Genomic DNA, 24,165 nt, shown 5'->3' on the forward strand with positions numbered 1-24,165 from the left:
ATCACTTCCCGTTACCGCTCCCGTGAGCGCTCACGTTACCGCTCACGGAACCTGATTCCAACCAGAAGGCATCCGCCTCCAGGTGTCAACGTCGACCCGCCTGGGCCCGTAACCAGGCGTTCTCTGGAACGGAAGATATGAGAAGCACAGCCACGCGCACCCGCCTCGCCGCAGCAGCCGCGACCGCAGGCATCGTCGTACTCGCCGGGTGTTCCTCGTCCGGCTCGTCGGACAAGGCGTCCGCCGCGTCCTGCGAGCCCGCGAAGGGCAAGGTGACCCTCCAGTACTGGAACACCGTTCCGGGCATGGACAAGGTCGTCGACCTGTGGAACAAGCAGCACCCGAACGTCCAGGTCGAGATGAAGAACATCTCCAACGACCAGTACGGCACCCTCGGCAACGCCCTCAAGGCGAACAAGGCCCCGGACCTCGCCCAGGTCGGCTACGACGAACTGCCCAACCTGCGCACCCAGAGCGCCTTCGTGGACGCCTCCGCCTGCAAGGCGGCCACCGCGGCCAAGTCGAAGTTCGTGCCGTGGACCTGGTCGCAGACCAGCTTCGGCGACACCGGCGTGTTCGCGATCCCGCAGGACACCGGCCCGATGGCGCTGTACGTCCGCAGCGATCTCTTCAAGAAGTACAACGTTGCCATCCCCACGACCTGGGACGAGTACGCGACGGCCGCCGAGAAGCTGCACAAGGCGGACCCGAGCCTCGACATGACGTTCTTCGACCCGAACAACGCCGAGTGGTTCAACGGGCTCCTGTGGCAGAACGACGCCAAGATGTACGGCTACTCCGGCGACAAGTGGCAGGTCAGCGTCGACTCTGCGCAGAGCAAGCAGGTCGCCGACTACTGGCAGAAGCTGATCTCCGAGAAGGTCGTGCGCACCGACCTCGCCCATGGCTCCACCCAGATGTACGCGGCGTACCAGAAGGACCAGCTCGCCACCTACGTCGGCGCCGCCTGGGGCTACAGCATGTTCCGCGACAACCTGCCCAAGCAGTCCGGGAAGTGGTCGATCGTCCCGATGCCGACGTGGGGTGCGAGCGGCTCCTCCGGCGACTGGGGCGGTTCGACCGTCGCGTTCATGAAGGGCAGCAAGCACCTCTACGAGTCGGTCGAGTTCAACACCTGGCTGAACACCGACCCGGACGCCCTGGCGCTGGAGAACAAGCTCGGCGGGCTCTACCCGGCGGCCACCGCGGGGCTGGACCTGCCCGCGCTGAAGCAGGGCGTGCCGTACTACGGCAACGAGAAGATCTTCGACGTCTTCGCCGACGCCTCCAAGAAGATCGACACCAGCTTCGCCTGGGGCCCCACGCAGAAGACCGTGAACCTGGCCCTGCAGGACGCGATGGCCAAGGCCGCGGCCGGCAGCGGCACCCTCGACGACGCGCTGGCGACCGCCCAGGCCGCCGCGCTGAAGTCGATGAAGGACCAGGCGATCCCGGCGACGGCGGGCAAGTGACCGCGGTATGACCGACCTCGCAACCCGCTCGGCCGGCGTGCGAACCACGCCCCGGGGCCGCCGTCGCCCGAACGGCGGCGGCCCCAGGGCAGCCACCGTCGCCGCCTTCGTGACCCCGTTCTTCCTGCCCTTCCTGCTGTTCTACCTGGTGCCGGTCGGCTACGCCCTCTGGCAGAGCTTCCGCGTCGTGCGCCGCTCCGGCGGCCAGTACGGCACGTCGTACACGACGTTCGGCGGCTTCGAGCAGTACGGGCAGGTGCTCCAGAACCACGAGTTCTGGTCCAGCATCGGCCGCATCGGGCTGTTCGGCATCGTGCAGGTGCCGGTCATGCTCTTCGTGGCCCTGATCATCGCGCTGCTCCTCGACACGCCCCTGCTGCGGGCCAAGGGGTTCTTCCGCATCGTCGCGTTCATGCCGTACGCGGTACCCGGCGTGATCGCCGCGATCATGTGGTCGTACCTCTACTCGCCCCAGCTCAGCCCGGTCGTCGACCTGCTGAACGGCATCGGGCTGCACCCCGACTTCCTCGGCCCCGGCGCCGTGCTCTGGTCGGCGGCGAACGTCTCCACCTGGCTGTGGACCGGCTACAACATGCTGATCATGTTCTCGGCGCTGCAGTCGATCCCGCAGGAGCTCTACGAGGCCGCCAAGCTCGACGGCGCCACCAACTGGACGATCGCCTGGCGGGTCAAGGTGCCGATCATCGCGCCGTCGATCGTGCTGACCACCGTCTTCTCGATCATCGGCACGCTCCAGCTGTACGCCGAGCCGGCCGTGCTGCGGCAGATCTCCTCGAACATCTCCAGCACGTTCACGCCGAACATGCTCGCGTACACGGTGGCCTCCGGGAACAACTACCAGCAGGCCGCGGCCATCTCGGTGGTCATCGCCGTCATCACCTTCGTCTTGAGCTTCGGGTTCATGCGACTGACCTCGAAGAAGGCCGGACTGTGAGCACACCGACCGTCAACCGCGAGAGCCGGGTCAGCCGAACGGCCGCCATGGGGCTGATGCTGCTCCTGGCCGTCTACTTCCTGCTGCCGGTGTACTTCCTGGTCGTCGCCGCGACCAAGCCGCAGGGCGACCTCGCCGCCACCAACGGCCTGGCGTTCTCGCACTTCAACCTGTTCGACAACCTGCACACCCTGTTCACCCGCAGCGACGGCATCTTCGGCCGCTGGGCCCTCAACACCGTCCTCTACGCGGTGCTGGGCGCGGCCGTGGGCACCTTGATCTCGGCGCTGTGCGGCTACGCCCTCGCCAAGTTCCGGTTCCGCGGCCGGGAGTTCCTGTTCTCCGTCATCCTCGGCGGCGTCCTGGTGCCCACCACCGCGCTCGCCCTGCCGCTGTTCCTGCTGTTCTCGGCGACCGGGCTCGTCAACACCTACCTCGCGGTGTTCCTGCCCAGCATCGTCAGCCCGTTCGGCGTCTACCTCGCGCGGATCTTCGCCAACGCCTCCGTGCCGCAGGAGCTGATCGAGTCGGCGCGGCTGGACGGCGCCGGCGAGTTCCGGATCTTCTTCTCGGTGGGCTTCCGGCTGATGACACCGGCCCTGGTGACCATCTTCCTGTTCCAGTTCGTGGCCATCTGGAACAACTTCTTCCTGCCGATGGTCATGCTGCAGAAGGAGTCGCTCTTCCCGATCACGCTCGGCCTGTACGAGTGGAACGGCCAGACCGCCCGCTCCCCGCTGCTCCAGGAGTCGATCATCACCGGATCGCTGGTGTCGATCCTGCCGGTGATCGTCGTGTTCATCCTCCTCCAGCGGTTCTGGCGCACCGGACTCGCCGCCGGCTCCCTCAAGTGACCCCCCACGCACAGCCCCACGCACAGAAGGTGTTCTCCACCATGCCCAACCCGGCTGTCTTCGTGCCCCACTTCCACTGGGACCGGGAGTGGTACGAGCCGTTCCAGGTGTTCCGGCACCGCCTCGTCACCGCCCTCGACACCGTGCTGGCGACGGCCGAGGCGGACCCGGACTTCCGGTTCACCGTCGACGGGCAGATGGCCGCCGTCGAGGACTACCTGGAGATGCGGCCCGAGAACCGCGACCGGGTCGCCGCCCTGGTCCGCGAGGGCCGGCTGGCCGTCGGGCCGTGGCTGATCCTCCTCGACGAGTTCCTCTGCTCCGGCGAGACCATCGTCCGCAACCTGCAGATGGGGTGGGCGGCCGCCGAACGGCTCGGCGGGGCCATGCCGATCGGCTACCTCCCGGACATGTTCGGCCACGTCGCGCAGATGCCGCAGATCCTGGCCCGGGCCGGCATCGAGCACGCGGCGCTGTGGCGCGGGGTGCCCGGCACGGTCGACGGACACGCCTTCCGCTGGCGCGCCCCCGACGGCTCCGAGGTCCGCACCGAGTTCCTCTTCGACGGGTACGACAACGGCCTCGACGTCCTGCTGGTGCCGGACCGGATCAGGAGCGCGCTGGCCGAGTACGCCGGGATGACCGCGCATCGGTGGGGCGGCGACCCGGTGCTCGCCATGTCCGGCACCGACCACAACGCGCCCGACCCGCGGCTCGCGGACTGGCTGCGCAAGGCCTCCGACGAGGAGCGGCCGATCACCGTCGCCACCCTCGACGAGTACGTCCGGGGGCACGTACGGGACGACGTCACGGCCGTCGTCACCGGTGAGCTGCGCAGCCACGTGCGGGGCAACATCCTCCCCGGTGTGCTCTCCGTGCGGCTCGGGCTCAAGCAGCGGATGGCCGCCGCCGAGCGGACCGTCGACCACGCCGAGCGGATGAACGCCCTGTGGTCCGGCCGCGACGACGGCAACTTCCTCGCCCTCGCCTGGCACAAGATCATCGAGTCCACCGCGCACGACTCGGTGGTCGGCTCCGGCACCGACGAGACCTGCGACCAGGTCGCCGCCCGCCTCGCCGAGGCCGCGCAGGCCGCCCGCGCCGTCCGGGACGCGGCCCTCGCCGGGCCCGCCGCCGGGGTGGCCGGCGACGCCTATCTGGTGGCCAACCCGCTGCCGGCGCCCCGTACCGCACTGGTCGAGGTCGACGTGGTGGCCGCCCCGGAGGGCGGCACGCTGGTCGCGACCACCGCCGACGGCGCGGCGCACCCCGTACAGCCGGTCTCCCAGGCCCCGACCGTGCTCAGCGACGAGCGGCTCGACGCCTCCCAGCTGGAACGCGTGCTGCGCCGCATCCACCGCCGCGAGCTGTTCGGGCTGCTGATCAACGGTTACGAACTCACCCCGAACTCCCTGGTCTTCCACCTCGCCGAGGTCCCGGAAGGCTCCTTCGACCTGATGACCCTGCGCGGCGAGGTCGCCGCCGCGGCCGCCGCGCACCCGGGGGAGTGGCGGGTGCGGACCCTGGCCCAGGCCCGGGCCACCGCGCTGGTGGCCGTCCCCGTCCCCGCCGCCGGACTGGCCGCCTTCCGGGTCGGCACCGGCGACCTGCCCGCAGCCCCAGCGCCGCAGGGCGCGACGGGGACGGCGGACAGCCTCTCCAACGGCCTGGTCGAGGTGGCCGTCGCCGCCGACGGCACCCTGGAGGTGACCGGCGCCGACGGCACCGTCCTGTCGGGCGTCGGCCGCCTGGTGGACGGCGGCGACCGCGGGGACAGCTACAACTACGCCCCGCCCGCCCACGACGTACTCGTCTGCGAGCCGGCCCGGGTCGCGGTCGAACTCCTCGAAACCGGCCCGCTGCGGGCCCGGCTGCGCGTCACCCGCGTCTACGAGTGGCCGGAGGCGCTCGCCGACGGCGACCGGGACCGGCGCAGCGGGCGTACCGTCCCGACCCCCGTGGACATGCTGGTGGAGGTCCGCGCGGGCGAGCCGTTCGTCCGGCTCTCCACGTCGTTCCTGAACCGGTCCGCCGACCACCGGCTGCGCCTGCACGTCCCGCTGCCGCTGCCCGTCACCACGTCCGCGTCGGCCGGGCAGTTCGCGGTCACCGAGCGCGGCCTGACCGCCGAGGGCGGCTGGGGCGAGTACCCGCTGCCGACCTTCCCCGCGAGCACCTTCGTGGCGGCGGGCCCGGCCACCGTCCTGCTCGACCACTCCGCCGAGTACGAACTCGTCGACGACGGCTCCGCGCTCGCCGTCACCCTGCTGCGCGCCGTCGGCTCCATCAGCGTCAACATCCACCCCCTGCGCGACGAACCCGCGGCGAGCGAGATCCCGGCACCCGGCGCCCAGGACCTGGGCATGCGCGTCGAGAACCGGTTCGCCGTGCTGCCCTCGGCGTCCGGCTGGCAGGGCGCCGGCGCGGTCGCCCTCGCCGAGGAGTTCCGCAACGACGCGCTCGTCACCCGCGGCACCGCGCCCGGCGGCGCCCCGCTGCCCCCGGACGCGGCCGGCCTGCACGTCGACGGCCGGGACGTGCACGTGTCCGGCATCCGCCGGATCACCGACGCCGAGCACGGGCCCGGCACCGAGGTCCGGCTGGTGGCGATGCGGGACACCGCGACGAGCGTGCGTGTGACCGGCACTTTCACCGAGGCGGCCACGGTCGACCTGCTCGGCCGGACGATCGGGGCCGAACCGGTCCGGGACGGGCTCGAACTCGTCCTCGGCCCGTGGGAGATCCGCACGGTCGTCCTCCGCTGAGCGCTTCGCTGCCGGGGCCGCGATGTGCGGTCTGCCGTCTGCGGCGCCGTCGTGGCTGGTCGCGCCCACGCGGCGGAGCCGCATATTGACACAGCGCCGCGCCCCTTACGGGGCGCTGTCGCTCCCCCCGTCTCAAGAAAGTTGTGCGTCTTGTCCTCCGAGCTCACCGCGTACGTATCGGACCCCGCCCCCTGGCACGGCGCCCTGCGCCCGGCCCGTTCCTGGCTGCACTCCGACGCCCCCGCCCTCTCGCTGAACGGCTCCTGGCGCTTCCGGCTGTCGGCCACGGCGGCCGTGGCCGCGGAGTTCACCGCCGAGGACTTCGACGACCGGGGCTGGGACAGCATCCCGGTGCCCGCGCACTGGGTGCTGGAGGGCGACGGCGCCCACGGCCGGCCGGCGTACACGAACATCCAGTTCCCGTTCCCGATCGACCCTCCGCACGTCCCGGACGAGAACCCCACCGGCGACTACCGCCGCCACTTCGACCTCCCCGCCGGCTGGCCGGACGCCGAGCGCGTCCTGCTCCGGTTCGACGGCGTGGAGTCGCTGTTCAAGGTGTGGGTCAACGGCGTCGAGATCGGCAGCGCGAGCGGCAGCCGGCTGGCCCACGAGTTCGACGTGACCTCCGTGGTGCGCCCCGGCGACAACGTCGTCGCCGTCCGCGTCCACCAGTGGTCGGCCGCCAGTTACCTGGAGGACCAGGACCAGTGGTGGCTGCCGGGCATCTTCCGGGACGTCACCCTGCTCGCCCGCCCGGCCGGCGGCATCGAGGACGTCTGGCTGCGCACCGGGTACGACAACGGACGCGGCCGCGTCGAGGCGGAGGTCACCGCCGGCCCGGCCGCCTTCCCGGTCACCCTGCGCATCCCCGAACTGGGCGTGGAGCGGGTCTGGGAGACGGCGGCCGACGTGGCGCCCGTCGACGTCCCGGAGGTGGCGCCCTGGTCGGCCGAGGTGCCCCGGCTGTACGACGTGACCGTGTCCTCGGCCGCCGAGAGCATCGCGCTGCGGGCCGGTTTCCGCACGGTCGAGATCCGCGGCGACCAGTTCCTGGTCAACGGCCGCAAGGTCGTCTTCCACGGCATGAACCGGCACGAGGCCCACCCCGCGCGCGGCCGCGTCTTCGACGAGGCGCACGCCCGCGCCGACCTGGCCCGGATGAAGCGGTTCAACGTGAACGCCATCCGCACCAGCCACTACCCGCCGCACCCCCGGCTGCTCGACCTCGCCGACGAACTCGGCTTCTGGGTCGTCCTCGAGTGCGACCTGGAGACCCACGGCTTCGAGAAGGTCGGCTGGACGGGCAACCCGACCGACGACCCGGCCTGGCGCGCGGCCTGCCTGGACCGCATCGAGCGCACCGTCGAACGGGACAAGAACCACCCCGGCGTCGTCATGTGGTCGCTCGGCAACGAGGCCGGCACCGGAGCCAACCTCGCCGCCATGGCCGCCTGGGTGCACGCCCGCGACCCCGAGCGCCCCGTCCACTACGAGGGCGACTACACCGGGGAGTACACCGACGTCTACTCCCGGATGTACGCGACCGTGCCGGAGACCGAGCAGATCGGCACCGACGGCTCCACCGCCCCGCTCCTTGGCTGCACCCCCGCCCAGGGCGCCCGGCAGCGCACCAGGCCGTTCCTGCTCTGCGAGTACGCCCACGCGATGGGCAACGGGCCGGGCGCCCTCGACCAGTACGAGGAACTGGTCCACCGCCACCCGCGGCTGCACGGCGGCTTCGTCTGGGAGTGGCGCGACCACGGCATCCTGGCCACCGCCCCCGACGGGAGGCCGTACTACGCCTACGGCGGCGACTTCGGGGAGGTCGTGCACGACGGCAACTTCGTGATGGACGGGATGGTGCTCAGCGACGACGTGCCGACGCCCGGCCTCCACGAGTTCAAGGCGGTCGTCCAGCCGATCCGGTTCGCCTTCGACGGCGACAAGCTCGACATCACCAACCTGCGGCACTCGGCCGACACCTCCGACCTGCGGTTCCGCTGGCGCGTCGAGTTCGACGGCATCCCCGTCGAGGCGGGGGAGCTGGACACCCCGCTGCTCGCGGCGGGCGAGTCGGGACGGGTGCCGCTGCCCGCGCTGGCGGTGGCCGCGGACGCCGAGACCTGGCTGACGGTCGAGGCGGTGCTGGCGGCGGACACCGCCTGGGCCCCGGCCGGGCACGAGGTCGCCACCGCCCAGCTGGACCTCTCGGTACGGCGGCCGGTGCCCGCGGTCCGGCCCCGCACCGGCTGGCGTCCCGGCGAGGGCACGCGCAGCCTCGGCATCGCCGAGTTCACCGACGGCTCCCTCACCCGGCTCGCCGGACGCCCCGTCACCGGACCGCGGCTGGAACTGTTCCGCGCCCCGACCGACAACGACGAGGGCACCGCCGACCGGCTGGAGGGCAGCGACGCCAGCGCCGAGGGGGTCTCCAGCGCCGAACTGTGGCGCCGGGACGGCCTCGACCGCCTGATCACCCGCCGGATCGGCGTGGAGCACGCCGCGGACGCCCTGCGCACCGTCGACCGGGTCTCCGCCGCGGACTCCGCGCTCTCGGTGACGGTCGAGTCGGTCTGGTCGGTCGAGGACGGCGAACTGGAACTGCGCGTCGACATCGAGCCCTCGCGCGGCTGGGCGACGGTGTGGCCGCGGATCGGGATCCGCTTCGAACTGCCCGACGGCACCGCCCCCGTGGACGGCGCCGAGTGGTTCGGCCTCGGCCCGCTGGAGTCCTACCCCGACAGCCTCCACGCGGCGCGCACCGGCCGGTTCTCGGCCACCATCCGGGACCTCTCGGTGGACTACGCGCGCCCCCAGGAGACCGGCCACCGCTCCCGGCTGCGCCGGCTCACGCTGACCAGCGGCGACACCGAGGTCCTCCACCTCGACGCCCTCCCCGACAACCGCGGGCGGCGCCCCGGCTTCACCCTCGCCCGCCACACCCCGCAACAGCTCGACCGGGCCGCCCACCCCTTCGAACTCCCGGAGTCCGTCACCAGCCACCTCATCATCGACGCGGCCCAGCACGGCCTCGGCTCCCGCGCCTGCGGTCCGGACGTGTGGCCGGAGTTCGCCCTGCGCCCCGAGGCCCGCACGATCCGGCTCCGCTTCACGGCTGGTGCCTGAGCCGCGACCGGACCGACCTGGAGGGCCTGGAGGTGCTGCGGCGCCTCCGGGCCTGGCGGCCGGATCTCCGCTGGATGTGCCGTCGGTCGGCTGCGGCGCCGTCGTGGCTGGTCGCGCAGTTCCCCGCGCCCCTGAAGGGGCGCTCGTGCAGCCCCCTGCTTTTAGGGGCGCGGGGAACTGCGCGACCAGCCCCCACGCGCCCGCAGCCGGACGACGGCGCATCCCGGCCCCCCGGCTAGCCGGCCTCCGTCGGCTCCGTCACCCACCCCGCCGCCAGCACCAGCCGGCTCTCCCGGTGCACGGCGAGGAAGCCGAACGGGCGGTCCACGGTGACCCGGACCACCGTCGACTCGTACCGGTACTGCGGCGGGCCCCCGCCCGGCGCCGCCACCACGGCGGTGACCGCGGCGGCCCGGAAGCCCAGCGGCCCGAACTCGGCGACCGCGGACTGCCCGGCCGCCCCGATGGCCAGCGGCGCGGCACTGATCCCGGGGAAGTGCCCCTCGCGGGCGTCGGCGGCCGTGGAGAGACCGAACAGCCCGTGCAGCTGGAGCAGATCGTGGTCGGCGCGGACCGTGAAGCCCGGGGTGGTCACGTCGAGCCGGATCGGGTCCGGGGCGAGGGACGGCTGCCGCTCCACGACCACCCCCGGCCCCGCGGGCCCGTAGGGGAGCTGTCCGCCTGTCGTCACCGGCAGGGCCCGCTCCAGGACGCCGATGCCCGTGTGCAGCACCTGCCCCGGCGCCATCCCCTCCGCGCCCAGCAGGAGGTGCACGTCGAGACCGTTGTCGCCGAGGACCTTCAGCGTGGTGACGTGGCCGTCCGGACCGGCGGTCACCGCGATCCGGTCGGGCCGGACACTGCTGCGGTGCAGACCGGCCAGGTCCAGCCCCTGCCACGGCCCGGAGCCGGGCCGCAGCACCGTCTCCCGGAACGGGTGCTGCCAGTCCGTGCGCAGCGCCAGCGCGGTCGCCAGCACCATCCGGGCGCCCTCGGAGAGCCGCACCGGCAGCCGCTCCACCAGCCCCTCGGTGCGCTTCGCCGCCCATGCGTCCAGCGCCTCCCGGGAGACCGCGGGATCGGCGCCGAGCACCCCGTGCGCGTCCGCGGGCAGCCCCGCCGCCCAGGGCTCGCGCAGCTCCAGCGCCCGGTCGGTCCACAGCCCGAGCGCCGCCCCGACCCCCGGCACCGAGTCCAGCCACGCGAGTAACTCCCGCGCACCGGCGGCGGCCTGATCGGCTTGCCTGCCCACGGCCCGGGTCAGTTCGTCCCGCGCCGGGCCGGCCGCCCCGTCGGCGAGGAAGGCCAGCAGCGGCCAGACACCGGCGGCCGAGAAGACCGTGCCCTGTCTGGTCTGCCGCGCCCAGCGTGCGGTGAGCGCGTTGACGGCGCCGACGGTCTCGTTCATTCGTCGTCCTCCCAGGGGTACTCGGGGAAGGGCAGGGGATCCGTGACCCAGCCCGCCGCGAGGACGAGCCGGGAGTGCCGGTGCGGGGCGGGGAAGCCGAGGGGGCGGTCGTCCGCCGGGAAGCCCGGCGCGGCCGCCGTCCCCACCCTCATTCCGCCCCCGTTCACGGCGCGCTTACGATGCGCGCAGTCGTACGTCAGTTCAGCCGTCCGTTTCCGCGCGGCCCGACGCCCCCTCAGGAGCACGGTACCGGTGTCCATACCTCCGCCCCCCGGCCCCCACCAGCCACAAGGGCCCTACCCACCGCCCCAGTCGGGCCTGCCGCAGTACCCGCAGTACCCGCAGGCGCCGTACGGGCGGCAGTCGCCGTACCCGGGGCCGTACCAGCAGTGGGGGCAGGGGTACGGCCCGTACGCCCCGCAGCCGCCCGTCAACGGGCTCGCCATCGCCTCCCTCGTGCTCGGGGTGCTGTGCTGTCTGCCGGGGGCGGGGCTGGTGCTGGGGCTGGCCGGGCTGGGGCAGATCCGCAAGCGGGGGGAGCGGGGCAGGGCGATGGCGGTCGTCGGGTCGGTGTTCTCCGTGCTCGGCCTGGCCCTGTGGGTGGTGGCGCTGTCCACCGGCGGGGCGGCGGAGTTCTGGCAGGGCGTCAAGGAGGGCGCGAACGACAGTTCCAGCGTCTCGCTGTCCACCGGCGACTGCTTCGACACCCCCGACGGCACGCTCACCGGCGACCTGGTCTCCGACGTCACCGTGGTGGACTGCGAGAAGGCGCACGACGGCGAGGTCTTCGCCACCTACGAGCTCAAGGGTTCGGACTATCCGGGCGACGAGAGCGTCGGCGACTCCGCCGACCGGCGCTGCTACGCCATGGAGGACGGCTACGCGATGGACGGCTGGGCGGTCCCCGGCGACGTCGACGTGTACTACTTCACGCCCAGCGCGGACAGCTGGGAGTACGGCGACCGGGAGGTCGCCTGCGTCTTCGGCAACACCACCGAGGGCCGCACCCTGTCCGGCTCGCTGCGCAACGACGAGAGCATGCTCGACGCCGACCAGGTCGCCTACCTCGACGCCGCGCACGTCCTGAACACCGCCCTCGCCGGCGCCCCCGAGGCCGAGTACGTCGAGGACGACCTGCCGGGCTACCGGCAGTGGGCCCAGCAGGTCACCACGGCCCTCTCCAGGCAGACCGCGATGCTGCGCGCGCACGGCTGGGACCCGGACGCGAAGAAGCCGGTGGACGACCTGGTCGCGGACCTCGACAGGGCGAAGGCGGAGTGGGCGAAGGCCGCGAAGGCCACGGACGCGGACACCTACTACAGCCACTACGACAAGGGTTCGGCGCTCCTCGACCCGAAGCGGACCGTCACCGCCCGCAAGGCTCTGGGCCTCGCCACGACCCCGCCTTCCTACGACGACGGAGGCGGCGGTGCCGGCAGCGGAGGAAGTGGCTCCGGCGTGGAGGTGTGATCGCGGCTATAACGGGGAGGAAGTGCCTGCGCAAAGCATCCCCGGGCCACATGTCATCACATCGAGTGATTCTCTGGCCTTTGCTTGCACGGCTCAACCCACGGTTGCCACGCTGTTGCTGTCTGTACAACCTGATGGGAGCGGCCAGTGACTTTCGGTGAGCAGCCGGCGTATCTGCGTGTCGCGGGTGATCTCCGCAAGAAGATCGTCGACGGTTCGCTGCCGCCCCACACCCGGCTGCCCTCGCAGGCCCGCATCCGCGAGGAGTACGGCGTCTCGGACACGGTCGCCCTGGAGGCCCGCAAGGTGCTGATGGCCGAGGGGCTGGTCGAGGGCCGGTCCGGCTCCGGGACCTATGTGCGCGAGCGGCCCGTGCCCCGGCGGGTGGCCCGTTCCGGGTACCGCCCGGCCGGCGGCGCCACCCCGTTCCGGCAGGAGCAGTCCGACGCGGCGGCGCGCGGCACCTGGGAGTCCAGCAGCGAGCAGACCGGGGCGGGCGCCGCGATCGCCGACCGGCTCGGCATCCACGTCGGCGACCGCGTGATGCGCACCCGCTACCTGTTCCGGGACGCGGGCGAGCCGATGATGCTCTCCACCTCCTGGGAGCCCCTCGCCGTCACCGGCCGCACCCCGGTGATGCTGCCCGAGGAGGGCCCGCTCGGCGGGATGGGCGTGGTCGAGCGGATGCGCGCGATCGACGTCGTCGTGGACAACGTCACCGAGGAGGTCGGTGCCCGCCCCGGCCTCGCCGAGGAACTGCTCACCCTGGGCGGGGTCCCCGGCCATGTCGTCCTGGTGATCCAGCGGACGTACTACGCCTCCGGCCGCCCGGTGGAGACCGCGGACGTCGTCATCCCCGCCGACCGCTACCGGGCCTCCTACCACCTGCCGGTGCGGTAGCGGGCGTACCACCTCTCCGTGAAGTAGCGCACACCCTCGGGAGGGTTGACGTCTTCACGATCCAGGTCCCCACCGGTGCCGGGCGCCGGAATCCGGCCGTTCTCCCAGGTGGCCCGGCTGTCCTGGCGTGCCTGCGACCCGAAGTGCGGGGCGCGCGAACGGCGCATTCGTTGTCGTGCGCCCCCACCGTTCTGGCTGGTTGCGTACCTCTTTGTGAAAAGGCGTATTCGCTGCGTAAAGGTTAGGCGTACGCTCGGGCATATGCGGAGTGCGGTTTCCTTAGTGGGGCGGGGATGGACGGGAGCCGGGAGATGCGGAGGGGCGCGATGACGGAAGGCACGGTCTCTCTCCCCTGGCTCGTCATACGGCAGGACGACAACGGCAATCGCTACCGCGTCGGCCGGTACGCGACCCGGGCCGAGGCGCAGAAGATCGCCGACAGTCTCGACGACCGCGGGCACAAGCAGCTCTACTGGGTCGAGCGCATCGGCCACAGCAACGGGGACGCGGCCACCCGGAACTGACGCTCCCGTAGGCTCCGGCCCATGAGCGAACGGATCGTGGTGGTCGGAGCCGCCCTGCTCGACACCGGCCGCCTCCTCGCGGCCCGCCGCAGCGCGCCCCCCGAGCTGGCCGGCCGCTGGGAGCTGCCCGGCGGCAAGGTCGAGCCCGATGAGACCCCCGAACACGCGCTCGTCCGCGAGCTGCACGAGGAGTTGGGCGTCGAGGCGGAGGCGCTGACGCGGGTGCCGGGGGAGTGGCCACTGCGCGCCCCGTACGTCCTCCAGGTGTGGACCGCCCGCCTCCACCCCGGTTCCCCGCAACCCGGGCCCCTCCAGGACCACGACGAGCTGCGCTGGCTCACCCCGGCCGAGATCTGGGACGTCAACTGGCTGGACCAGGACGTGCCGGCGGTGCGTGAGGTCGCCGCCGTCTTGAGCCCGGGGCGCAGCCCCGACGCATAGGGGCGCTGCGGGTACCCCCGGCCGAAGGCTGGGGGAGGAACTGCGCGACCAGCCCCCGCGGCGTCGCACCCGCCCGGCACCCGCGCTCCCCGAGCTCGTAGGCGCACACCCCCCTTCGCCCTTCGCACCACAGTGCGCCCTCTCCTGCGGTACTGCCCCCAGGTAACCGGGTATGTGCCCATTAACCCCACGAAAGCGGACAGTGCCGGGCTCGCAGCCGGGGAAGCGACTGGGAAGTGATCGGTGTGATCGACACCGAAGGTGACACCGTCGAGTGGACCTTTCCCGCGGAACCGGGCGCCGTGCGCACCGCCCGGACCGCGGTCGGGGACAGACTGCGCGGCTGGGGCCTGGACGGCGTCGCCGATCTCGCCGCCCTGCTGGTCAGCGAGCTGGTCACCAACTCGCTGCGGCACGCCACCGGCCCCATCGGCGTCCGCCTCGTCCGCCCCCCGGAGCTCGGCGACACCCTGCGCGTCGAGGTCTCCGACCCGCTCCCGGACCCGCCGCGCGAGCGCGCCGCGGGCCCCGACGACGAGAGCGGCCGCGGACTCCAGCTGGTCGCGGGTTCCTCGCGCAGCTGGGGTACCCGTCCGGGGGACAACGGAAAGACGGTCTGGTTCGAGCTGGCCGTACCAGGGTGAACGGGGTGAACGGGGTGTACACGCAGTGCTACCGCGTCCACCCGCGGGAGTGGCCGATCAACGTGTGCCGGAGTACGTGATTCGACGGCGTGTTCCCTGGTTAGAAGACTGGAAGTGTTGTCACGGTCCGGTCCGGAAATCGTCTGGACCGTGCTGTGATCGTGAACACCGTGTCAGGCGGCACCGTAGTGCTGGATACTGCGGGCAGCCGCACCCGGTGACCGGTGCCGGACGCGGTGAGCTGGAGGGGACGGTTCGCGTGAGCGAGATACCAGCTAAGGCCACGGAGTCCGAGGACCCGTCGGACGGCGCGAGGGCGGGGACCGCGGAGACAGCCGCGGCCCCCGGCGACGCCGTGTGGCAGAGCAGCCCGCCCGGCTCGATCTACGACTACATCAAGGTCGCCTCGTTCTCCATCGGCGCCGGCGGCCTGGTCGACCAGTGGAGCCTGCGCGCCGAGCAGCTCTTCGGCATCCCGGCCGACCGCGCCGTCGGCATGGACCCCATAGAGGCGTTCGTCGACCCGGACCTGCGCGAGCGTGGCCAGCGGAAGATGGCCGAGATCCTGGACGGCCGGGAGTGGACCGGCGTCGTCCCGTTCCGGATGCCCGACAAGGCGGACGGCGGGCGCGGCGAGGAGGGCATCGCCGAGGTCTACGTCATGCCCACCCGCACCGCCGAGGGCGAGAACGCGGCCGTGTGCATCGTCGTCGACGTCCGCACCCTGCGCAGCATCGAGACCGACCTGGCGGCCTCGCAGTCGATATTCGGTCAATCTCCGTTCGGCTTCCTGCTGATCGACACCGACCTCAGGATCCGCCGCGCCAACGTGCGGTTCTCCTCCATCTTCGGCGGCACCCCCGAGGACCACCGCGGCAAGGGCGTCCACGACTACCTCCCGCGCTCCGAGGCCGAGCGGGTCGCGGCCACCCTGCGCCGGGTCCTGGAGACCGGCAACTCCATCACCGACATGCACGTCACGGGCTTCGTCCCGGGCTCCGAGGAGCGCCGGCACTGGTCCATCAACCTCTACCGGGTGCACAGCGGCACCGGCCGCCCCATCGGCATCGCCTGGCTCGGCCTCGACATCACCGCCCGCCGCGCCGCCGCCCGCGAGGCCGCCGCGGCCCGCCGCAACCTCGCCCTCCTCAACGAGGCCGGCGCCCGCATCGGCAACTCGCTGGACCTGGAGACCACCGCCCGCGAACTCCTCGACGTGGTGGTGCCCGGCTTCTGCGACCTCGCAACCGTCGACCTCTACCAGGGCCTGCTGGCCGGCGACGAGACCCCGCCCGGACTCGCCGACGGCAGCGCCGAACTGCGCCGGGTCGCCTTCGCCAGCGCGGTCTCCGACGCGCCCTTCGTGGGCGACGGCGTCCCGGTCGCCGTCGGCGCGGTGCACCACTACCCCTTCAACTCCCCGTGCGCGGACGCCCTGCGCACGGCCCGCCCGCAGCACGTGCCGGCGGCGGAGGGCGGTCTCGTCCAGTCCACGCTGGCCGTGCCCATGGTCGCCCACGACACGGTCGTCGGCCTCGCCCAGTTCGCCCGCACCAAGGGCAGCGAGCCGTTCGGCGACCGCGACCGGGAACTCGCCGTGGAGCTGGCCGCCCGCGCCGCCGTCTGCATCGACAACGCCCGCCTCTACCGGCGCGAGCACGAACGCGCGCTGATACTGCAACGGTCCCTGCTCCCGCCCGGCGACCCCGAGGCCTCGGGCCTGGACATCGCCTGCCGTTACCTCCCCGGCAACGCGGCCACCGAGGTCGGCGGCGACTGGTTCGACGTCATAGAGCTCCCCGGCCACCGCACGGCGCTGGTGGTGGGGGACGTGATGGGCCGGGGTCTACGCGCGGCGGTCGCGATGGGTGAACTCCGCACCGCGGTCCGTACGCTGGCCCTGCTCGACCTCGAACCGGCCGAGGTCCTCTCGGCGCTGGACGAGATCGCCCGCGGCCTCGGCACCCCCGGCGGGGTCCAGCAGGCCACCCGCACGGCCCGCCAGCCCCGCGACGCCGACCTCTCCGAGGTCTACCTCGCCACGTGTGTGTACGCCGTCTACGACTCCGTCACCAGGCGCTGTACGTTCGCCAACGCCGGCCACCTGCCGCCCGTCCTGGTGGAACCGGGCGAGGCCGCCCTGATGCTCGACGTGCCGCCCGGCATGCCGCTCGGTGTCGGCGGCGAGCCCTTCGAGGAGGTCGAGGTCGAACTCCCCGAGGGTGCGCTGCTGGCGCTCTACACCGACGGCCTGGTCGAGTCCCGCGACCACCCCCTCGACGAGGGCCTCCAGGCGTTCGTAGGGGCCCTCACGGACCCCGCCCAGCCCCTGGAGGACGTCTGCGACCACGTCCTCAGCACCCTCGACACGCATCACGGCGAGGACGACATCGCGTTGCTGATGGCACGTGTACAGGGACTGCCGGCCGACTCCGTCGGCGACTGGACACTCCCGCGCGAGCCCCGCAGCGTGGGCCGCGCCCGCGAGTACGCGCGCGGCCAGCTCCTCGCCTGGGACCTGGAGCCGCTGGTCGACACCACGGAACTCCTGGTCAGCGAACTCGTCACCAACGCGCTGCGGTACGGCGAGGGCGAGATAAGGCTCCGCCTCCTCCTCGACCGGACCCTGGTCTGCGAGGTCTGGGACTCCGGCCTGGTCCAGCCGAGGCGCCGCCGCGCCCGGGACACCGACGAGGGCGGGCGTGGACTGCAACTGGTCGGCCTGCTCAGCGCGGCGTGGGGCTCGCGCCGGACGCCGCGCGGGAAGACGGTGTGGTTCGAACTCCCGCTCCCGGACGGCGAGACGGGCCTGACCGACCCTGCGGAGGCTTTGCTCAGCCTGTTCTGAGAAGGGGTGGTTCGGGCCGGTCGTTCGGTGCGGCGCGGTGGGGGCTGGTCGCGCAGTTCCCCGCGCCCCTTGCGGGGCGCTACAGCCGGCGTCCGCAACCACGCGCCCCAAAGGGGCGCGGGGAACTGCGCGACAGGCCCCCACGCACCCGCAGCCGCCCGGCGACGATCCGCCGCACCCCCTGACGCGCTACCCCAACCGCCCCCTGCTCTCCGGCCCCCCGAACGCCACCACCGGCCCCCCGTCCGCCTCCTCACCCAGCAGCACACCCCCGAGCACCACACCGGCCACCCCACTCCCGTGCGCGGCCTCCCCGGCGAACGGGTTCCCGTGCGCCCGCACATCCCGCTCCGCCAGCTCCCGCGCCTTCCGGGCGAGCCTGTCGGCGTCCGCGGGCGCGGCCCGCCCCGCCGCGGCCAGCAGTGTCCGCGCCTCCGCCCCCACCGCCGCCCGGTGCGTCCCCACGAAGTCGTCCGCCGCCCCCAGCGCACTGCGCGCCACCAGCTCCGCCCCCGCCGCGATCACCCCGGCCCGCCCGCCCCCCGTCCCCTCCACCGCCCGCACGACCCGGCGCAGGGCGTCCACCGTGTCGTAGGACCCGCCGGTCACCTCGCCCCGCACACCGGCCAGCACGGCGTCCGCGTGGGCCAGCCGCGGCGGCGACGCCGTCCCCCGCAGCGCCGCCAGCTCGGCCTCGGCACCCGTGAGGGCGGCCGGCACCAGCCCCGCCGCCGTCCGCAGCTCCTCCGCCAGCCGCTCCACCCCGCCCAGCAGCAGCCCGGCCTGCGCCACGGCCCCCTCGGCGGCCCGCACATCCCGCCTGAACCCGTCACCGTCGCCCGAATCGGCGGCCTGGCGGGCCTGGTTGAGCCGCGAGGTCGCGAACACCAGCCGGTCCTTGGCCTGTTCGACGTGACCGACGACGGAGGCGACCGCGGCCGCGCCGTACCGCTCGCCCGCCCCGGCCAGCGCCGCCGCCACCCCGCCGGTCCGTCCCGCCAGCTGCCGGAACCGCCTCTCGGCCACGGCCAGCGCGTCCCCCGCGTCCCACTCGGCGTCGAACCCCGGCGCCTCCGCGTCCAGTTGCCGCCCCGCCTCCGCGCACCGCCCGACCACGCCCACCAGTGCCTGGCGCCGCCCGGCGTCGTCCCCCGGCACCCCCTCCTCGTACCGCCGCCATATCGCGAACGCGGCCGACAACTCGGTCTCGGCCACCCGCAGGGCGCGCGCCGCGGACGCGGCCCCTTCGACGTACCCGAGGGCCTCGCGGCTGGTGCGGACGCAGTCGTCGGCGAGGACCAGGGCGGCCCGGGCCTGCCGCTCGGCATCGGCGGGCGCCTGCATCGGCGGGGCCGGGGAGAGGACCCCCGGTGTGGTGCGCGAGCGGGCCCGCCGTATCCGTCGTACGTAGCCGTAGCCGCCCAGCGCGCCGGCCGCCGCCACGACGACGAGCGGCAGGACGTAATCGGTCGCCGACGCCCCGTCCGCCGCCTGGGCCGCGGAAGCCGTCACGCCGCCCGCCACGGGAACCGGATCTTGAGTGACGCTCGTCATCACCGGCAACACCAGCCAGACCACCCCGGCCACCCCGCCCAGCACCGCATGCCCCACCCGCACGGCTATGTGCCCCGTGGCATGCCTCGGCCGACCCCGGATCAAGGATGACGTCACATTTCGGAGGGTATGGGCAGCCAGTCCCCTCCGCGACCGGGGCGGAGACAGCCGGGGGACGACGAGAAAAGGCGGACAGAACATGGAACGGAGCCCGAACCAGGAGAACGACCCGACTCCCGCCACAGCCCCGACCTCCGCGACACGACCACCCACACCTGCCGACGAACCGGAACCCGCTCGGCTTTCCCCACCGTCCACCGACGGCCCGGACCCGGCCCAGGCACCGCCCCCGGTCGCCGACGCACCACCCCTCCCGCCGACTCCACCCGCCCCCACCGACGCCCCGCCACCACCCGCAGTCGCCGACGACCCGAACCCCCCGCCCGTCTCGCCCGCAGCCGCCGGCGCTTCCGAACCCCCCCAAGGTCCACCCGCACCCGAAAAAGACGAGAGCCGCCCGGGTCGGGCGGGCGGGAAAGCGAAAGCCGTCAGATGGACGCTGCGCGTCCTCGCCCTCCTGCTGCTCCCCCTCCTCATCGCCGAGACCGCCCTCCGCATCAACTACGCCGGCGACCCGAAGGCCGGTACGTACAGCCGGAACCGGGACGCCCTCTGGCTCGGTCACGCGTGGGTCGACGGCCGTAGGACCGACGCCGACGTCACCGCACTCGCCGCCCGGCTCGCGGGCACCGGCATTCGCGACCTCTACGTCCATGCCGGACCGCTGGAACACAACGGCACGCTGCCCACATCGGCCTGTCCCAAGGCCCGCTGGCTGATAACGGCCGTGCATCGAAAACTCCCCGGCGTACGGGTGCAGGCCTGGCTCGGCGACGAGCTCGCGCCCGAGAAGCCGGACGCCATGCACCTGGAGAAGAAGGCGACGCGGGACGCTGTGGTCAAGTCAGCCCGGCAGGTCGTCCGTGCCGGGTTCGACGGGGTCCACTTCGACCTGGAGCCCCTGCACTCCGGCGACCGGAACTACCTCGCCCTCCTCGACGCCCTGCGCCCCGCCACCCCACTGCTCTCCGTCGCCGCACACCAGATCGATCCGCTGCCGGCGTTTCACTCCTTCTGGGGTACCGTCACCGGTCATCCGAAATGGTGGTCGCAGGAATATTTCGGACAGGTCGCCCGTCGCGTGGACCAGATCGCGGTCATGTCGTACGACACCATGCAGCCGCTGCAGAGCCTGTACGGCGGGTACGTCGCGCAGCAGACCAGCCTCGCGCTGGAGGTCACACCGGCGGACACCGATCTGCTCATGGGGCTGCCCTTCTACCACGAGAACCGGTTCGGGCACTGGGCGCACGCGGAGACCGTGCCGGCCGCCGTGCGCGGGGTTCGGCTGGGACTGTCACGGACGGACCCGGATCGCGCTACCTTCGGCGTCGCCCTGTACGTCGACTTCGCCGCCACCGAGGATGACTGGACCTCTTACCGGAAGGACTGGGTTCGTACGTCATGACAACCGCTCGTGCCCACCTCACCCGTGACGACCTCGCGTCGCTGTCCCGCGAGGCCCTCGGCCGTGCCCCCGCGGCCGTCACCCGGCTGCGCGGAGGGAGCAAGAAAGGCGTCTACCGGCTCGCCCTCGACAACGGCCGGAGCGCGATCGCGTACGTCTGGTCCCCGGAGGAGGACTACTGGGGGCCCGCCGACGCCGACATCCGCGACCCCTTCGCGCACGCCTCCGGCCTCGGGCTCTTCCTGTCCGCCCACGACCTGCTGACCGAACTCGGCGTGCGTACCCCGCGCCTGCTGTTCGCCGACGAGGACGCAGCGCACCTGACCGCCTTCGCCGCGGTCGTCGAGGACGTCCGCGGCGGCAGCCTGGAGGTGCTGCTGCGCAGCGACCCGGGCGCCGCACGGGTGCCGCTGTCCCGGCTGGCGGGGACGCTCGGCGTGCTCCGCGCGCACGTCGCCGCCGGGTACGGGAAGGCCGCCCTGGTGGAGGAGGGCGGGAAGCCGCTCGGCAGCTCCTGCGAACAGGTCGTCGCGGACCGCGCGATGCGCGACATCGCGGAGGTGGCCGAGCGGGATCCCCGGGTGCGCGAGGCGCGGCAGGCGCTGACCGAGCGGGTGCACGAGCTCTACGACGCGGTCGAACCGCGCGACCACGCCTCCCTCGTGCACGGTGAACTCGGCCCCGACCACGTCCTGGTGACCGAGGACGGAGATCCCGCGCTCATCGACGTCGAAGGCCTGATGTACTTCGACGCCGAATGGGAGCACGCCTTCCTCCAGCACCGCTTCGGGCCCGCCTACGACGTGCTGCGCACCGCCGACCTCGACGAGGACCGCATGGCGCTGTACCGGCTCGCGATGCACCTCAACCTGGTCGCCGGCCCGCTCCGGCTGCTGGACGGCGACTTCCCGGAGCGCGAACCGATGCGGGACATCGCCGAGTCCAACCTGCGGCAGGTGCTCAGCCTCCTGCGGGGCGCCTCCTGATCTTCGATCCGAGCCAGACGAGGGGGTCGTACTTGCGGTCGACCGCCCGCTCCTTCAGGGGGATCAGGGCGTTGTCGGTGATGTGGATGCCCTCCGGGCAGACCTCCGTGCAGCACTTGGTGATGTTGCAGTAACCGAGGCCGTGTTCGTCCTGGGCCGTGCGCTTGCGGTCCAGGCCGGAGGCCTCCGCAGCGTCCAGCGGGTGCATGTCCAGTTCGGCGACGCGCATGAGGAAACGCGGGCCGGCGAAGGCCGTCTTGTTCTCCTCGTGGTCGCGCACGACGTGGCAGGTGTCCTGGCACAGGAAGCACTCGATGCACTTGCGGAACTCCTGCGAGCGGTCCACGTCCTCCTGGTACATGCGGTACTCGCCGGGGCCGACCCCCGCGGGCGGCACGAAGGACGGGACCTCCCTGGCCTTCTGGTAGTTGAAGCCGACGTCCGTGACCAGGTCGCGGATCACCGGGAAGGCCCGCAGCGGGGTGACCGTGATGGTCTCGTCCTGCTCGAAGACGGACATCCGGGTCATGCACATCAGGCGCGGGCGGCCGTTGATCTCCGCCGAGCACGAACCGCACTTGCCCGCCTTGCAGTTCCAGCGGACGGCCAGGTCGGCGGCCTGGGTGGCCTGGATGCGGTGGATGATGTCGAGGACCACCTCACCGTCGTTCACCTCGACCTTGAAGTCCTCCAGGCCGCCGCCCTCGACGTCGCCCCGCCACACCCGGAAGTGGGCCGTGTAGCCGCTCATTCGTACAGCTCCTCTTCGGCGAGGTACTTGACCAGCTCCTCCTTCTCGAAGAGGGCGAGCAGGTCGGCTCGGATGGGGTCGGTGGTCTCGCGGGTGAGGTCGATCTGGCCGCGCTCCGGGTCGGTGGCGGCCAGTGAGCCGGTGGGGTCGGCCAGCCGGCAGAGCAGGTTGACGGGGCGCCAGCGGCGGTCCATGACCGGATGGTCCTCACGGGTGTGGCCGCCGCGCGACTCGGTGCGCTCAAGGGCCGCCCGGGCCACGCACTCGCTGACCAGCAGCATGTTCCTGAGGTCCAGGGCGAGGTGCCAGCCGGGGTTGAACTGCCGGTGCCCCTCCACTCCGGCCCGGCGCGCCCGCACCCGCAGCTCGGCGAGCTTCTCCAGGGCCTGCTCCATCTCGCCCTCCCGGCGGATGATGCCGACCAGGTCGTTCATCGACTGCTGGAGCGCCTGGTGGAGGGTGTACGGGTTCTCCGGCGGGCCGGAGTCCGGTTCCTGGCCCTCGGCGGAGAAGGGCCGCAGCGCCTCGGCCGCCGCCGCGTCGATCTGCGCGTCGTCCACCGCCGGCCGCTCGTCCAGGTCCGCCGCGTAATCGGCCGCGTGCCAGCCCGCCCGGCGCCCGAAGACCAGCAGGTCGGAGAGCGAGTTGCCGCCGAGCCGGTTGGAGCCGTGCATGCCGCCGGCCACCTCACCGGCCGCGAACAGCCCCGGTACGCCGCGGGCGGCGGCGGTGTCGGAGTCCACCGCGACCCCGCCCATCACGTAGTGGCAGGTCGGCCCGACCTCCATCGCCTCCGCGGTGATGTCGACGTCCGCCAGCTCCTTGAACTGGTGGTACATGGACGGCAGCCGGCGCCGGATCACCTCGGCCGGCATCCGCGTCGACACGTCCAGGAAGACCCCGCCGTGCGGGGAGCCGCGGCCCGCCTTCACCTCGGAGTTGATGGCACGGGCGACCTCGTCGCGGGGGAGCAGCTCGGGAGGACGCCGATTGTTGTCCGGGTCCTCGTACCACCGGTCGCCCTCTTCCTCCGACTCGGCGTACTTCTCCTTGAAGACGTCCGGGATGTAGTCGAACATGAACCGCTTGCCCTCGGAGTTGCGCAGCACCCCGCCGTCGCCGCGCACCGACTCGGTGACCAGGATCCCCTTCACCGACGGCGGCCAGACCATGCCGGTCGGGTGGAACTGCACGAACTCCATGTTGAGCAGCGGCGCCCCGGCCAGCAGGGCGAGCGCGTGCCCGTCGCCCGTGTACTCCCACGAGTTCGACGTCACTTTGAAGGACTTGCCGATGCCCCCGGTCGCGACGACGACGGAGGGCGCTTCGAGGACGAAGAAACGCCCGGTCTCCCGCTCGTACGCGAAGACCCCCGACACCCGGCTACCGTCCTTGAGGATCCGGGTGACCGTGCACTCCTGGAAGACCTTGAGCCGGGACTCGTAGTCGCCGGTCTCCTTGTGGTCCTCCTGCTGGAGCGAGACGATCTTCTGCTGCAGGGTCCGGATCAGTTCGAGCCCCGTGCGGTCGCCGACGTGCGCGAGGCGCGGGTACTCGTGGCCGCCGAAGTTGCGCTGGGAGATCTTCCCGTCCTTCGTGCGGTCGAAGAGGGCACCCCAGGTCTCCAGCTCCCAGACCCGGTCCGGGGCCTCCTTGGCGTGCAGTTCGGCCATCCGCCACTGGTTGAGGAACTTGCCGCCGCGCAGGGTGTCGCGGAAGTGCACCTGCCAGTTGTCGTGCTCGTTGACGTTGGCCATGGCCGCCGCGATGCCGCCCTCGGCCATCACCGTGTGCGCCTTGCCGAACAGAGACTTGCAGATCACCGCCGTACGGGCGCCCCGCTCGCGCGCCTCGATCGCGGCGCGGAGGCCTGCCCCGCCGGCGCCGACGACCACGACGTCCCACTGCTGCCGCTCCACCGCTGACATCACAAGCC

Annotated in this window: 18 protein-coding genes; 13 read left to right on the forward strand and 5 right to left on the reverse strand. The window is 72.6% G+C overall.

The annotated features are described in order from the left end of the window. Positions 1-137: 137 nt before the first annotated feature. From ACFY0K_RS18300 to ACFY0K_RS18320, 5 genes are all read left to right on the forward strand, one after another. Positions 138-1,472 carry an ABC transporter substrate-binding protein gene (locus ACFY0K_RS18300; protein WP_390640701.1) on the forward strand — a complete coding sequence of 445 codons (1,335 nt, stop codon included), beginning with the start codon at positions 138-140 and terminating at the stop codon, positions 1,470-1,472. Between the two features lie 7 nt (positions 1,473-1,479). After that, positions 1,480-2,427: a carbohydrate ABC transporter permease gene (locus tag ACFY0K_RS18305; protein WP_390640702.1), complete on the forward strand. Its 948-nt coding sequence runs from the start codon at positions 1,480-1,482 to the stop codon at positions 2,425-2,427. Next, entirely contained in the window at positions 2,424-3,281 is an 858-nt protein-coding gene (locus ACFY0K_RS18310; RefSeq protein ID WP_390640703.1) for a carbohydrate ABC transporter permease, read from the forward strand. The genes ACFY0K_RS18305 and ACFY0K_RS18310 overlap by 4 nt, the downstream gene beginning before the upstream one ends. A gap of 41 nt (positions 3,282-3,322) precedes the next feature. Next, positions 3,323-6,046: an alpha-mannosidase gene (locus tag ACFY0K_RS18315; protein WP_390640704.1), complete on the forward strand. Its 2,724-nt coding sequence runs from the start codon at positions 3,323-3,325 to the stop codon at positions 6,044-6,046. Between the two features lie 150 nt (positions 6,047-6,196). Continuing rightward, positions 6,197-9,175: a glycoside hydrolase family 2 TIM barrel-domain containing protein gene (locus tag ACFY0K_RS18320; protein WP_390640705.1), complete on the forward strand. Its 2,979-nt coding sequence runs from the start codon at positions 6,197-6,199 to the stop codon at positions 9,173-9,175. 235 nt (positions 9,176-9,410) lie between these two features. Here the strand turns inward: ACFY0K_RS18320 and ACFY0K_RS18325 are convergent, their stop codons facing one another. Together ACFY0K_RS18325 and ACFY0K_RS18330 are read right to left on the reverse strand one after the other, a co-directional pair. Then, positions 9,411-10,583 (reverse strand): serpin family protein, encoded by a 1,173-nt coding sequence (locus ACFY0K_RS18325; RefSeq protein WP_390640706.1) that lies wholly within the window; start codon positions 10,581-10,583, stop codon positions 9,411-9,413. After that, positions 10,580-10,735 (reverse strand): hypothetical protein, encoded by a 156-nt coding sequence (locus ACFY0K_RS18330; protein WP_390640707.1) that lies wholly within the window; start codon positions 10,733-10,735, stop codon positions 10,580-10,582. Before ACFY0K_RS18330 ends, ACFY0K_RS18325 begins: the two co-directional genes overlap by 4 nt. Positions 10,736-10,835: 100 nt before the next feature. Between ACFY0K_RS18330 and ACFY0K_RS18335 the strand changes: the two genes are divergently transcribed. The 6 genes from ACFY0K_RS18335 to ACFY0K_RS18360 all read left to right on the forward strand — a co-directional run bounded on the left by ACFY0K_RS18335 (position 10,836) and on the right by ACFY0K_RS18360 (position 17,410). Beyond that, positions 10,836-12,053, forward strand: a complete 1,218-nt coding sequence (locus ACFY0K_RS18335) for a septum formation family protein (protein WP_390640708.1) — start codon at positions 10,836-10,838, stop codon at positions 12,051-12,053. A 147-nt stretch (positions 12,054-12,200) separates the two neighbouring features. Further along, entirely contained in the window at positions 12,201-12,953 is a 753-nt protein-coding gene (locus tag ACFY0K_RS18340; protein ID WP_351958026.1) for a GntR family transcriptional regulator, read from the forward strand. A 326-nt stretch (positions 12,954-13,279) separates the two neighbouring features. Beyond that, on the forward strand, positions 13,280-13,477 hold the full coding sequence (locus tag ACFY0K_RS18345; RefSeq protein ID WP_351958025.1) for an SPOR domain-containing protein: 198 nt from the start codon (positions 13,280-13,282) through the stop codon (positions 13,475-13,477). Positions 13,478-13,498: 21 nt separating this feature from the next. Beyond that, entirely contained in the window at positions 13,499-13,918 is a 420-nt protein-coding gene (locus ACFY0K_RS18350) for a (deoxy)nucleoside triphosphate pyrophosphohydrolase (RefSeq protein ID WP_390640709.1), read from the forward strand. 236 nt (positions 13,919-14,154) lie between these two features. Then, on the forward strand, positions 14,155-14,562 hold the full coding sequence (locus ACFY0K_RS18355; RefSeq protein ID WP_390640710.1) for an ATP-binding protein: 408 nt from the start codon (positions 14,155-14,157) through the stop codon (positions 14,560-14,562). A 259-nt stretch (positions 14,563-14,821) separates the two neighbouring features. Next, on the forward strand, positions 14,822-17,410 hold the full coding sequence (locus ACFY0K_RS18360; protein ID WP_390640711.1) for a SpoIIE family protein phosphatase: 2,589 nt from the start codon (positions 14,822-14,824) through the stop codon (positions 17,408-17,410). Positions 17,411-17,599: 189 nt separating this feature from the next. Here ACFY0K_RS18360 and ACFY0K_RS18365 read toward each other — a convergent pair whose 3' ends face one another. Continuing rightward, a complete protein-coding gene (locus ACFY0K_RS18365) occupies positions 17,600-19,081 on the reverse strand; it encodes a hypothetical protein (RefSeq protein ID WP_390640712.1) in 1,482 nt (493 codons plus the stop codon). Between the two features lie 82 nt (positions 19,082-19,163). Here ACFY0K_RS18365 and ACFY0K_RS18370 point away from each other — a divergent pair, with 82 nt between their 5' ends. Further along, entirely contained in the window at positions 19,164-20,492 is a 1,329-nt protein-coding gene (locus tag ACFY0K_RS18370; protein ID WP_390640713.1) for a hypothetical protein, read from the forward strand. After that, positions 20,489-21,478 carry a phosphotransferase family protein gene (locus ACFY0K_RS18375; protein ID WP_390640714.1) on the forward strand — a complete coding sequence of 330 codons (990 nt, stop codon included), beginning with the start codon at positions 20,489-20,491 and terminating at the stop codon, positions 21,476-21,478. Before ACFY0K_RS18370 ends, ACFY0K_RS18375 begins: the two co-directional genes overlap by 4 nt. Here the strand turns inward: ACFY0K_RS18375 and ACFY0K_RS18380 are convergent. Beyond that, positions 21,453-22,229, reverse strand: a complete 777-nt coding sequence (locus ACFY0K_RS18380) for a succinate dehydrogenase/fumarate reductase iron-sulfur subunit (protein ID WP_351958018.1) — start codon at positions 22,227-22,229, stop codon at positions 21,453-21,455. The two genes, ACFY0K_RS18375 and ACFY0K_RS18380, sit on opposite strands and share 26 nt — an antisense overlap. Next, positions 22,226-24,157: a fumarate reductase/succinate dehydrogenase flavoprotein subunit gene (locus ACFY0K_RS18385; protein WP_390640715.1), complete on the reverse strand. Its 1,932-nt coding sequence runs from the start codon at positions 24,155-24,157 to the stop codon at positions 22,226-22,228. Before ACFY0K_RS18385 ends, ACFY0K_RS18380 begins: the two co-directional genes overlap by 4 nt. Positions 24,158-24,165: the final 8 nt, after the last annotated feature.

Source organism: Streptomyces sp. NPDC001507 (assembly GCF_042894765.1).
In the GTDB taxonomy this organism is placed as follows: Bacteria; Actinomycetota; Actinomycetes; order Streptomycetales; family Streptomycetaceae; genus Streptomyces.

Bases quoted from the DNA above. Each gene is read 5' to 3' on its own strand.
- ACFY0K_RS18345 (WP_351958025.1), top strand. From the start codon at position 13,280: ATGACGGAAGGCACGGTCTCTCTCCCCTGGCTCGTCATACGGCAGGAC.
- ACFY0K_RS18385 (WP_390640715.1), bottom strand. From the start codon at position 24,157: ATGTCAGCGGTGGAGCGGCAGCAGTGGGACGTCGTGGTCGTCGGCGCC.
- ACFY0K_RS18375 (WP_390640714.1), top strand. From the start codon at position 20,489: ATGACAACCGCTCGTGCCCACCTCACCCGTGACGACCTCGCGTCGCTG.
- ACFY0K_RS18305 (WP_390640702.1), top strand. From the start codon at position 1,480: ATGACCGACCTCGCAACCCGCTCGGCCGGCGTGCGAACCACGCCCCGG.
- ACFY0K_RS18350 (WP_390640709.1), top strand. From the start codon at position 13,499: ATGAGCGAACGGATCGTGGTGGTCGGAGCCGCCCTGCTCGACACCGGC.
- ACFY0K_RS18300 (WP_390640701.1), top strand. From the start codon at position 138: ATGAGAAGCACAGCCACGCGCACCCGCCTCGCCGCAGCAGCCGCGACC.
- ACFY0K_RS18325 (WP_390640706.1), bottom strand. From the start codon at position 10,583: ATGAACGAGACCGTCGGCGCCGTCAACGCGCTCACCGCACGCTGGGCG.
- ACFY0K_RS18330 (WP_390640707.1), bottom strand. From the start codon at position 10,735: ATGAGGGTGGGGACGGCGGCCGCGCCGGGCTTCCCGGCGGACGACCGC.
- ACFY0K_RS18315 (WP_390640704.1), top strand. From the start codon at position 3,323: ATGCCCAACCCGGCTGTCTTCGTGCCCCACTTCCACTGGGACCGGGAG.
- ACFY0K_RS18380 (WP_351958018.1), bottom strand. From the start codon at position 22,229: ATGAGCGGCTACACGGCCCACTTCCGGGTGTGGCGGGGCGACGTCGAG.
- ACFY0K_RS18370 (WP_390640713.1), top strand. From the start codon at position 19,164: ATGGAACGGAGCCCGAACCAGGAGAACGACCCGACTCCCGCCACAGCC.